The sequence below is a fragment of the Sphingosinicella sp. genome (genome assembly GCF_052388015.1).
Taxonomy (GTDB): Bacteria; Pseudomonadota; Alphaproteobacteria; order Sphingomonadales; family Sphingomonadaceae; genus Allosphingosinicella.
The window spans coordinates 1-10,596 of record NZ_JBQTIN010000053.1 but is presented as its reverse complement, the minus strand read 5'-3'; the positions used below and the strand labels follow the sequence as shown (position 1 = coordinate 10,596).

Genomic DNA, 10,596 nt, shown 5'->3' with positions numbered 1-10,596 from the left:
TACGACTGGGGCGGGCGGCGCGCGGGCGGGCCGAAGGAGGAATGACCGACCATCGCCGCTCCGCGCCGCATGTCGCGCGCAACGCGGAGCCGATCGCCGAAGTGCTGCACGACATGCTCCCGGCGCGCGGGCTGGTGCTGGAGGTGGCGAGCGGGACCGGTGAGCATGTCGTTCATTTCGCCCGCGCCTTTCCGAAATTGCTCTGGCAGCCGAGCGACCCGGAGCCGGCGGCGCTGCGCTCGATCGAGGCATGGCGGGCGGAGACGGGGCTGTTCAACCTGCTGCCCGCCGTCTCGCTCGACGCGCGGGCCGCGGAGTGGCCGGTGGTCGAGGCCGACGCCGTCCTCTGCATCAACATGGTCCATATCAGCCCCTGGTCGGCGACCGTCGGGCTGATGCGCGGCGCCGGGCTGCTGCTGGCGGCCGGAGCGCCGCTCTATCTTTACGGCGCCTATCGCCAGGCGGGCGTCGAGACGGCGCCGAGCAACGAGGCGTTCGACGCCGACCTCAGGGCCCGCAATCCCGAATGGGGCGTGCGTGACCTGGAGGCGGTCGTCGCCGAGGCGGAAGGGCGCGGCTTCCGGCTCGAGCGCGTCGCGCCGATGCCGGCGAACAATCTTTCATTGGTGTTCCGGAAAGCCTGACCAGCAGCAAGGTCCAGAACAGGCCGAGGCTCCAGCCGGCGACGACGTCGCTAGGCCAGTGGACGCCGAGCATCGGCCGGGTGAGGCCGACCGCGATCGCGATCACAGCGGCGGCAGCGAGCGCCCCGGGCCGTGCCCGGCCGCGCGCGAGCAGCAAAGCCGCGCCGAGCCAGACCATCATCGCATTGGCGGCGTGGCCGCTGGGGAAAGCATAGGAGGTTATCGGAGCGAGCTGCTCGTGCGCGTCGGGGCGCAGCCGCATCGTCCAGCCTTTCTGCAGCTCGACCAGCAGGCGGCCGGCGAGGGTCATCGCAGCGAACCAGGCGGGGGCGCGCCAGTCGCGGCGGAGGAGCCAGGCGATGAGCGCGGCGGCGGCGGTGACCGGCAGCAGCACCGGGGAGCCGCCAAGTTCAGTCAGCAGGCGCGCGCCCTGCGCCAGTCCCGGATCGTCGGCATAGAGTAGGCCGAGTAGCGCGCGATCCGCCGCGCCGGCGCCGAGCAGGAGCATCGCCAGCCACAAAGCCGGGAGCGCGAGCAAAGCGGCCGCGAGGCGGGAGGGGCGCATCAGCCGGCGCGCACCGCCCGCCAGTTCGGCCCGACCAGCTGATTGCCTTCGAGCCGACCCTCGAAGATGCGCCGCTGGCCGCCGATCCTGAGGATGAAGCGGATAGTGCCGGCGGTGATCCGGCCCTGCTCGATCCGGGCGGACTGCCCGTCCGTCTCGAGCGCGCCGATGAATTGCTGATAACGCTGGTCGATGGTGAGCACCGCCGGACGGCCGCCGATGTTCATCGCCCAGCGGCCGCTCACCCGCGCCGGCACGATCCACAGATAGACATTCGCAGTGCCGACCTGCTGGCGCTGGTCGGCACGCCACTCGCCCATGTCGAAATCATGGCTCACCACCCGCGCGCCGGGCCGCATCTCGCCGAGGATGCGATCGCGCAGGCGGATATTGATGTCCTGCGACAAATAGAGAGTGAGCACGTCGGTGTCGCCGAGCGGGGTGCGGAACAAATCCTCGCGGCGGAAGGTGACGCGGTGGCCGACGCCGGCGGCGGCGGCGTTGGCGGTCGCCTCGCGGATCCGGGCCGGATCGATGTCGACGCCGAGCCCGCGCGCGCCATGGCTGCGCGCGGCGGCGATCAGGATGCGGCCGTCGCCGGAACCCAGATCGACGACCTTCTCGTCCGGCCGCACCTCGGCGAGCGCGAGCATCGCGTTGACCACGTCATGGTCGGTGACGACATAAGGCGCGTCGAGCCGCGGCCGCGCCTTGACGAAATCGGCCGGGTTGAAGCTGTTCGGCGCCGTTGCGGTCTCGTCCGGCGCCGGGCCAAGCACGCGCCAGGCGATCAGGACGAGGCCGGCCACCAACGCCCCGACCAGCACCGCGCGCACAAACGAAGCCCGACGCATCAATCATCCTTCCGACACGGGAGCGGCCTTCTTCCCGTTCTTTTCATGAAAGTCACGACATCCTAGAGCAAGGCGCTGAAGCGGAGGACGAACGGCATGGATGCTGAACCGGCGATGACGCCGCTCGATCCCCGGCAGATCAAGGTGCTGCGCGCCCGCGCGTCGATCGCCACGCTGGCGCTGACCGGGATCGCCGTCGCAATATGCCTGGGCCCGCTCAGGGCGACGCCGATCCCCTTCGGCGTTCTTCCCGGGAGCGTCGCCATTCTGGGCCTGCTGGCGGCGCTCATCCTGCCCCGGCGACGCTATCGCGCCTGGGGCTATCGCGAAGAGGAGGACGAGCTGCATGTGCGGCACGGCCTGCTGATCCGGGTCCAGACGGCGGTGCCCTTCGCCCGGGTCCAGCATATCGACCTCGCCCAGGGGCCGATCGAGCGGCGTTACGGGCTGGCCCGGCTGATCCTCCACACCGCCGGCACGCGCGGCGCCTCGATCCCGCTGCCCGGCCTGGCGCGTGAGGAGGCGGAGGCGATGCGCGACCGCATCCGGGCAAAGATCCGCGAGGATTTTGGGTGAGCGAGGCAGGGGCGCCGCGGCGGCTGCATCCGGCGACGCTCGTCGGGCGCTGGCTGCGGGTCGCGCCGCAGGCCGCAGCGGGCATCGTCGCGGCGGGGCTGGGGACGGTCAGCGGCGGGCGCGCCTTTGCCGGGATCGTGCTGATGATCGTCATCGCCGCGATCGCCGCCTTGCTTTTCGTTTTCCTCGCCTGGTGGCGCTTCACCTACACGATCGGCGAGAACGAGATCGTCATCGAGAAAGGGCTGCTGCAGCGCCAGCGCCGGGTGATCCCGTTCGATCGGGTGCAGGACATCGCGATCGAGCAGCCGCTGCTGGCGCGCCTGTTCGGCACCGCCCGGGTGAAGATCGAGACCGGCGGCTCGGCGTCGGACGAAGGCCGGCTCGACATGATCGGGCTCGACGACGCGCGGGCGCTGCGCGACCATGTCCGGCGGGAACGGGTCGCGGGAGCGGCGGCGGGCGCGCCGGTCGCCGACGTGGCGGGCGAGCCGCTGCTGTTCGCGCTGACGCTCGTCCGGTTGCTGGTCGCCGGCCTGTTCAACTTCTCGCTCGTCTTCCTCGCCGCTATCATGGGCGGCCTGCAATATCTCGAGCAGCTGAACCTGTTCGACTGGGAGGAGTGGCTTACCGGGAAAGGCGCGCGCGATGCCGCCGCGGCGCTCTCGATTCGCGGCGCGGCGCTGCTCATTGGCCTGGTGCTGCTGCTCGGCATGGTCGCCGGGGTGGTGCGGACGGTGGCGCGCGATTTCGGCTTCCGCCTGACCCGCGCGCCGGCCGGCTTCCGGCGACGGCGCGGGCTCGTCACCCTTTCCGAGGCCGTCATTCCGATCCGCCGGACGCAGGCGGCGCGGATCGAGAGCGGCATCGCCGGGCGGATCATCGGCTGGCGCAGCCTCGCCTTCCAGACGCTTGGCGCGGACCGCAAGGAAGGCGGCGTGCAGGCGGCGGCGCCCTTCGCCCGGCCCGAGGAGATCGCGCCGATCCTCGCCGAGGCCGGCTTTCCCGAGCCGCCGCCGGTCGAGCAGTTCCACCGCCTGCCGCGCCGGGCGCTGATTCGGCGCGCGACGCCATGGCTCGCGCTTGCGGCGCTCGTCGGGTTCGGAGCGTGGCTGATCGAGCCCCTGGCGGGCATCGGTGCCGGCGCGCTGCTGCTGGCCGCCGGGGCGGCCCTGCTGCGCTGGCGCAAGGCGGCTTACGCGATCGGCGAGCAGGCCTTGTTCGTGACCGGCGGGCTGATCCGGCGCCGGCTGTGGATATTGCCGTTCGAGCGGGCGCAGGTGATCCAGGTGGCGCGCGGGCCGGTGCAGCGGCGGCTCTCGCTCGCCAGCTTGCGCTTCGACACCGCCGGCGCGCCGGCGATGGACCCACCCGATATCGTCGATCTCGACGAGGCCGATGCGCGGCGGCTGGCGGCCGAGCTGCTGCGCCGGTTCCATGAGGCGCGGGCAAAGCGACGCTTGCAACCGGCATGAAACGGGCGTGGACTAGCGCCATGCGGATGCGCGGCGAACAAGCAGGCTTCACGCTTGTCGAGTTGATGGTGGTGATCGTCATCATCGGGCTGGCGGCGAGCGTCGTTGTGCTCGCCATGCCCGATCCCGGCGGCGGCGTGGCGGCCGAGGCGGAAAGGTTCGCGGCGCGGGCCAAGGTGGCGCGCGACCTGGCGATCGTCGAGGCGCGGCCGGCGATGCTCGCCGTCGACGGCGCCGGCTATCAGGTGTCGCGCCGGGTCCGCGGCGAATGGCGGCCGGGCGAGCGTTACGAATGGACGGCGGGGACGCAGGCGGGGGGCGGCGCGACCCGGTTCGATTCCACCGGCCTGGCGCAGCCGGCCACGCTCATCCTCACCCGCGCCGGGCGGCAGGCGCGGGTCGAAATACGCGGCGACGGGACGGTCCATGTCCAGAGGTAGAGGAGGAAAGCCTCCCCTCCCTCTCGGGGAGTGGTCGGGGGTGGGTGCGAGCGTCAGCGAGCCTTCCGGTCGTGGCTCCGAGGCGCCTTCGGCGCTACCCACCCCTAACCTCTCCCTTGAAGGGAGGGGAAGGGAAGCCGGCTTCACGCTGATCGAGATGCTGGTCGCGCTGGCGATCTTCAGCCTCGCGGCGCTGGCGCTGCTGCGGCTGTCGGGGGCGACCGCCGCGAACAGCGCGCGGCTCACGGAACAGGGGATCGCCCAGATCGTCGCCGAGAATCTCGCCGTCGAGACGCTGACCGATCCCGGCCCGCCGCCGATCGGAACGCAGGCGGGGCAGGCGGTGAATGGCGGGCGGCGCTGGGCGTGGACGCGGACCACCGCCCGTTCGCCCGAGGCGCGCATCCTCCAGATCGAGATCGCCGTCGCCAGCCTGGACGGCGGACCGGGCCGGGCGCGGCGCACGCTTTTCCGGCGGGCCGCGCCGTGAAGCGGAACGGCTTCGAGTCGTTGCGGCGTTCCGCCCAACGAGGCTTCACCCTCATCGAAATGCTGATCGCGCTCACGATCTTCGGCATGCTGACGGCGGCCGGCGTCGCCCTGCTGTCGGTCAGCGCGCGGACGCAGGAGACGTCCGATCGCCTGCTCGCCGAGTTCGGGCAGGTGCGGCGGCTGAACGCGCTGCTCACCGCCGACCTCGGCCAGGCGGCGACACGGATGCACCGCGATGCCGAAGGACGGCGGCAGCGCGCGTTCGCCGGCGCCGATGGGCAGGACGACATGCTGCTGCTGTTCGTCCGGCGCGGCTGGGACGACGGCGAGAGCGGATCGGGCGCGCAGCGGGTCGGCTACCGCGTCGCCGAGGGGCAGTTGCAGCGGGTCGCGTTCACCCGGGTCGACGGCGCGGGGCAGGCGATCGTCTCGCCGCTGGTCGATCAAGTCCGCGCGGTTCGCCTGCGCTATCGCGACGAGCGCGGCGAGTGGCGGCCGCAATGGGCCGATCCAGACCCGATCGGACTGCCGACGGCGGTCGAGCTGGTGGTCGATTCGGCGCGCTACGGGCCGGTCCGGATGCTGTTCACGGTCGGAGGGACGCGGTGAAGCGGCCCCCCCCGCGGGAGCGCGGCGCGGCCCTGCTCGCGGTGCTGTTGCTCGTCGCGGTGACGGGTGCGATCGCGGCGGCGGCGATGGAGAAGCTCCGGCTGTCGCGGATGGTGGCGCTCAACACCGCCTCGATCGGCCAGGCGCGCGCCTTCGCCCGTGGCGCCGAGCAACTGGCCCTGCTCACCATCGACGATCTGATCGCGCGCGATCCCGACCGGACGACCGCCGAGGGCTGGATGGGGGTGACGCGGACGATCCCCTTGCCGGGCGGCGGCGTGGCCGAGGCGCGGCTGGCCGACGGCGGCAATTGCTTCAACCTCAACAGCGTCGCCGAGGGCGATCCGCGCGCGACGCTCACCCGGCGCAATTCCGGCGTCCAGCAGTTCGCCGGGCTGATGATGGCGCTGGACGTGCCGGAGGCGGACGCGCGGCGGATCGCCGAAGCGGCGGCGGACTGGGTCGACAGCGATTCAGAGGCCGGGCCGGTGGGGGCGGAAGACGCGGCTTATGCCGGTGGCGACGATCCCTATCGCGCCGCCAACACCTTGTTCGCCGATCCGGGCGAGGCGCGGCTGCTTTCGGGCATGACGCCGGAGATTTTCGCCCGCGTCCGGCCCTGGCTCTGCGTGCTGCCCGAGGCGGAATTGTCGCCGCTCAACGTCAACACGCTGACTCCGGCGCAGGCGCCCTTGCTGGCGATGCTGGCGCCGGGGCAGATCGATACGCGGCGGGCGGCGCGGGTGATCGAATCGCGGCCGCGCGAGGGCTGGGCGAACATGATCGAATTCTGGCGCACCGAGCGGATGAGCGAGCTCGCCATCCCCCTCGACGCCCAGCTCCAGCCGCAGACCCGGACCCGCTGGTTCCGGCTCTCGCTGACCGTGATGCAGGACGAAATGGAATTCAGCGAGACAGCCCTGGTCGACTCGCGGCTGCGGCCAAGCCGGCTGGCGGCGCGCGCCTGGGAGAATTGATCCGGCGTTTCGTCATTGCGAGCGAAGCGAAGCAATCCAGGCTGGATTGCCGCGGCGCTGCGCGCCTCGCAATGACGGCTCAGGTCCGCGCGTCAAGCCGACGGCCGAGGACCACGAGCAAAGTAACGAGCGGCGGGACGAGGACCGCCGACAGCACGACCTTGGCGATCATCTGCCCGATCAGCAGATCGGTGATCGGGAAGACGCCATAGAATGAGATCGTAATGAACAGCAACGTGTCGACGATCTGCGACAGGACGCCGGCGATGCCGGCGCGCAGCCAGATCAGCCGCCCCGCGCCGCTCCCGCGCAGGGCGCTGAAGATGGTGACGTTGAGGAACTGGGAGATGCCGTAGGCGATGATGCCGGCGACCCAGATGCGCGGCGTCGCCCCCATCACGGTGTTGAATGCCGCCAGCCGATCGGCGGGCATGTCGTGCGACGCCGGCAGCGCGAGGACGAGAATGCCAAGCAGGATCGAGAAGATCAAAGGCACGAAGCCGATCGACACCAGTTTGTTCGCCGTGGCCCGGCCGTGCAGCTCGGCCACCGCGCTCGATGTGACGACCAGCATCAGGAAGGCGAAGATGCCCGCCTCGACCGCGAGCGGCCCCAAAGCGACCTGCTTGTTGGCGAGCACCCCGGCGATGCAGACCATGCCGCCATAGAAGATGGCGAAGGAGAAGAGCGAGCGCGGGTATTGGGGAGCGGGCGTTTCGGTCATCGCCAAGGCGTAACGGCTTTGGCCCGCTTCAAAAAGGGCTTTCCGCAGCCCCGCTTTCCGGCCATCAAACATCGGTGAGCGAGACCCGACTGGACGTGCTGGCGATCGGCGACGCCGTGGTCGACGTGATCGCCACCGCCAGCGACGACTTCCTGATCGAGGAGCGCCTGACCAAGGGCTCGATGCAGGTGCTCGACGCCGACGGCGCGGCGGCGCTCTACGCCAAGATGCGCCAGGCGCGCGAGACGAGCGGCGGATCGGCGGCGAACACGATGGCGGGCGTGGCGGCGCTGGGCGGGTGGGCCGGCTTCGTCGGCCAGGTCGCCGACGACCAGCTCGGCGAGATTTTCGCGCACGACATTAGCGCGCTCGGCGTCGAATTCCTGACCCCGGCCAAGGCCGACGGCGAGCCGACCGGCCGCTGCCTGATCCTCGTCACGCCCGACGCGCAGCGGACGATGAACACCTTTCGCGGCGCGGCGCACGAGCTCAGCGTCGAGGCGCTCGACGCCGAGCAGATCCGGGGCGCGGCGATCCTCTATCTGGAGGCCTATCTGTGGCGCTCGGCGGGGCCGCGCGGCGCGATGGAGGAGGCGATGCGGATCGCGCATGAAGCGGGACGCAAGGTCGCCTTCACCCTCTCCGACATCGCCTGCATCAAGCCGCACCGGGCCGAGATGATCGCGATGCTCGACGCCGGTGCGATCGACCTGCTCTTCGCCAACGAGAATGAGATCATGGAGCTCGCCGACCTGCCGACCACCGACGCGGCGATCGCGGCGCTCCAGGACAAGGTGCCGCTGATCGTCGTCACCTGCGGCTCGGAGGGTGCCGTGGCGGTAGAGCGCGGCCGGCGCGTTTCCGCCCCAATCGCGCGGATCGGCAAGGGCGTGGTCGACACGACCGGGGCGGGCGACTTGTTCGCCGCTGGCTTCCTGGTCGGCCAGGCGCGCGGCAAGGATCTGGCCGAGAGCCTGAGGATCGGCGCGATCGCGGCGGCCGAAGTGATTTCCCATTTCGGCGCGCGACCGGAGAGCGATCTGAAAGCGCTGATCGCGGCATGAGCCCGGGCCATTCAGACCGTCATTGCGAGCGCAGCGAAGCAATCCAGCAGGGCTGCGGACGCCGGCTGGATTGCTTCGTCGCTTCGCTCCTCGCAATGACGAGGGTGGGATGAGGCGGCTCGCTGTTTATTGTGGGTCCAGCATGGGCACGGACCCGGCGTTCGCCGGGACCGCGCGCATGCTGGGCGAGAGGATGGCCGAGCGCGGCATCGGGCTCGTCTATGGCGGCGGGCGGCTGGGGCTGATGGGCGTGGTGGCCGACGCGGTGATGGATGGCGGTGGCGAGGCCTATGGCGTGATCCCGCAGGCGCTGGTCGATCTCGAGGTCGCGCATACCGGCCTCACCGAGCTGCACTTCGTCGCCGACATGCATGAGCGCAAGGCGAAGATGACCGACCTTTGCGACGCCTTCGTCGCCATCCCCGGCGGGATCGGAACGCTGGACGAATTGTTCGAGGCGTGGAGCTGGAACGCGCTCGGTTATCACGCCAAGCCGTTCGCCTTGCTCAACGTGCACGGATTCTGGAACGGGATGATCCGGTTTCTCGACCATGTGACGGAAAGCGGCTTCATGTCGCCGGCGCGGCGCGCGCAATTGCTCGTCGCGGACGATATCGACGAGGCGATCGACAAACTGGACGCCGCGATCGGCGCGACCGAAGCGAAGATGGTGTGGTAGGGGTGCCGCCAGGGGGAAATGACATGCGCTATCTGATCGGGCTGGGCGGGATCGTCCTCATCCTCGCCATCGCATTCGCCTTCTCGTCGAACCGGCGCTGGATTCGCCCGCGCGTCGTCGGCGCGGCCTTCGCGCTGCAGGCGGGGCTGGCCCTGCTGGTGCTCGGGACGAGCTGGGGCCAGGCGGTGATCGGCGCGATGTCGCGCGGCGTTTCCAATCTGCTCGGCTACGCCGCCGCCGGCACGGCCTTCATCTTCGGCCCGCTCGCCGCGCCGGAAGTCGGCGGCAACAGCTTCGCGATCGCCGCCTTGCCCGTGATCATCTTCTTCGCCAGCCTGATCTCGATCCTCTATTATCTCGGCGTCATGCAGCTGATCATCAAATGGGTCGGCGGCGGCATCCGATTGATCACCGGCATCACCAAGGTCGAATCGCTGGGCTCGGCGGCCAACATCTTCGTCGGCCAGTCGGAAAGCCCGCTGGTGATCAAGCCCTATCTCGCCAACCTGACGCCTTCGCAGCTTTTCTGCGTCATGACCGTGGGCATGGCGGGCGTCGCCGGCACCATCCTCGGCGCTTATGCCAGCATGATCGGCCAGCACCTGCTGCCCTATCTGCTCGCGGCGAGCTTCATGTCGGCGCCGGGCGGCATTTTGATGGCGAAGATCATGATGCCCGACGATCCCGAGGTGCGCGACCAGGAGCCGGAGCCGGTCGACGAGGCCGAGCATGGCGAGGAGCGGCCGGCGAACATCATCATGGCCGCCGCCCAGGGCGCGCAGACCGGCGTCAAGCTGGCGGTCGCGGTCGGCGCGATGGTGCTCGCCTTCGTCGCTTTGGTGGCGTTGGCGAACGGCCTTCTCGGCGGCGTGGGCGGCTGGTTCGGTTATCCCGACCTCTCCTTCCAGATGATTCTCGGGCGCATCTTCCAGCCGGTGATGTTCATGCTCGGCGTGCCGTGGAACGAAGCCGGCGTGGCCGGCGGCCTGTTCGGCACCAAGGTGGTGCTGAACGAGTTCGTCGCCTTCATCGATCTCGCAGCGGCGCAAGGCACCCTGTCGCCCGCGACCGTGGCGATCATCACCTTCTCGCTCTGCGGCTTCGCCAATTTCAGCTCGATCGCGATCCAGATGGCGGTGACCGGCGGCCTCGCCCCGAACCAGCGGCCGACGATCGCGAAGCTGGGGCTGAAGGCCTTGCTCGCCGGCTCGCTCTCCAACCTGATGAGCGCGGCGCTGGCCGGGATGATCCTGGCGGCGACCGCCGCATAAGCGCAACAAAAAGCCGCTACAGGCGCCTCATCGCGATCCTTGCGGGAGATGCGAGATGGGCGTGAGAGACCTGATCGGCGGCCTGGCTTCGACCTTGATGCTCACCGGCGCGCTCGGCGCGGCCTTGCTGCTCGGCGGTGCCGACCGGCTGCGGCGCGCGATCGGCCGGCCCGAACGGTTCCAGCGCCGAGCGGAACTGGCGCGCGCTCGCTTCCCAGGTGAACGC

At 70.4% G+C, this 10,596-nt stretch carries 12 protein-coding genes and 1 pseudogene; 10 read left to right on the top strand and 3 right to left on the bottom strand.

The features are described from left to right. Nucleotides 1-41 precede the first annotated feature (41 nt). Nucleotides 42-644 (top strand): DUF938 domain-containing protein, encoded by a 603-nt coding sequence (locus ACT4N3_RS04770; protein WP_444854064.1) that lies wholly within the window; start codon nt 42-44, stop codon nt 642-644. Nucleotides 645-693: 49 nt separating this feature from the next. On the opposite strand, the pseudogene ACT4N3_RS04765 reads toward ACT4N3_RS04770, so the two are convergent. Together ACT4N3_RS04765 and ACT4N3_RS04760 are read right to left on the bottom strand one after the other, a co-directional pair. Further along, a pseudogene (locus tag ACT4N3_RS04765) lies at nt 694-906 on the bottom strand (phosphatase PAP2 family protein); the annotation flags it as partial. Between the two features lie 302 nt (nt 907-1,208). Beyond that, the gene (locus ACT4N3_RS04760) at nt 1,209-2,063 is read right to left on the bottom strand and encodes a class I SAM-dependent methyltransferase (protein WP_444854063.1); all 855 of its coding nucleotides are present in this window, start codon (nt 2,061-2,063) and stop codon (nt 1,209-1,211) included. 96 nt (nt 2,064-2,159) lie between these two features. On the opposite strand from ACT4N3_RS04760, the gene ACT4N3_RS04755 reads away from it, so the two are divergent. The 6 genes from ACT4N3_RS04755 to gspK are packed head-to-tail and all read left to right on the top strand — an operon-like array spanning nt 2,160 to nt 6,632. Next, nucleotides 2,160-2,639 (top strand): PH domain-containing protein, encoded by a 480-nt coding sequence (locus ACT4N3_RS04755; protein ID WP_444854062.1) that lies wholly within the window; start codon nt 2,160-2,162, stop codon nt 2,637-2,639. Further along, nucleotides 2,636-4,114 carry a PH domain-containing protein gene (locus ACT4N3_RS04750; RefSeq protein WP_444854061.1) on the top strand — a complete coding sequence of 493 codons (1,479 nt, stop codon included), beginning with the start codon at nt 2,636-2,638 and terminating at the stop codon, nt 4,112-4,114. Before ACT4N3_RS04755 ends, ACT4N3_RS04750 begins: the two co-directional genes overlap by 4 nt. Nucleotides 4,115-4,140: 26 nt before the next feature. Then, nucleotides 4,141-4,554 carry a GspH/FimT family pseudopilin gene (locus ACT4N3_RS04745; protein ID WP_444854060.1) on the top strand — a complete coding sequence of 138 codons (414 nt, stop codon included), beginning with the start codon at nt 4,141-4,143 and terminating at the stop codon, nt 4,552-4,554. 40 nt (nt 4,555-4,594) lie between these two features. Further along, nucleotides 4,595-5,044: a type II secretion system minor pseudopilin GspI gene (gene gspI / locus ACT4N3_RS04740; RefSeq protein WP_444854059.1), complete on the top strand. Its 450-nt coding sequence runs from the start codon at nt 4,595-4,597 to the stop codon at nt 5,042-5,044. A gap of 59 nt (nt 5,045-5,103) precedes the next feature. Continuing rightward, nucleotides 5,104-5,655 (top strand): type II secretion system minor pseudopilin GspJ, encoded by a 552-nt coding sequence (gspJ, locus tag ACT4N3_RS04735; RefSeq protein ID WP_444854058.1) that lies wholly within the window; start codon nt 5,104-5,106, stop codon nt 5,653-5,655. Beyond that, nucleotides 5,652-6,632 carry a type II secretion system minor pseudopilin GspK gene (gene gspK / locus ACT4N3_RS04730; protein WP_444854057.1) on the top strand — a complete coding sequence of 327 codons (981 nt, stop codon included), beginning with the start codon at nt 5,652-5,654 and terminating at the stop codon, nt 6,630-6,632. The genes gspJ and gspK overlap by 4 nt, the downstream gene beginning before the upstream one ends. A gap of 79 nt (nt 6,633-6,711) precedes the next feature. Here gspK and ACT4N3_RS04725 read toward each other — a convergent pair whose 3' ends face one another. Then, entirely contained in the window at nt 6,712-7,356 is a 645-nt protein-coding gene (locus ACT4N3_RS04725; protein WP_444854056.1) for a queuosine precursor transporter, read from the bottom strand. Between the two features lie 74 nt (nt 7,357-7,430). Here ACT4N3_RS04725 and ACT4N3_RS04720 point away from each other — a divergent pair, with 74 nt between their 5' ends. The 3 genes from ACT4N3_RS04720 to ACT4N3_RS04710 all read left to right on the top strand — a co-directional run bounded on the left by ACT4N3_RS04720 (nt 7,431) and on the right by ACT4N3_RS04710 (nt 10,370). Continuing rightward, nucleotides 7,431-8,420, top strand: coding sequence for an adenosine kinase (locus ACT4N3_RS04720; RefSeq protein WP_444854055.1), 990 nt, complete (start codon nt 7,431-7,433; stop codon nt 8,418-8,420). 109 nt (nt 8,421-8,529) lie between these two features. Then, nucleotides 8,530-9,099 (top strand): LOG family protein, encoded by a 570-nt coding sequence (locus ACT4N3_RS04715; RefSeq protein ID WP_444854054.1) that lies wholly within the window; start codon nt 8,530-8,532, stop codon nt 9,097-9,099. 23 nt (nt 9,100-9,122) lie between these two features. Continuing rightward, nucleotides 9,123-10,370, top strand: a complete 1,248-nt coding sequence (locus ACT4N3_RS04710) for a NupC/NupG family nucleoside CNT transporter (RefSeq protein WP_444854053.1) — start codon at nt 9,123-9,125, stop codon at nt 10,368-10,370. The last annotated feature ends 226 nt before the right edge of the window (nt 10,371-10,596 follow it).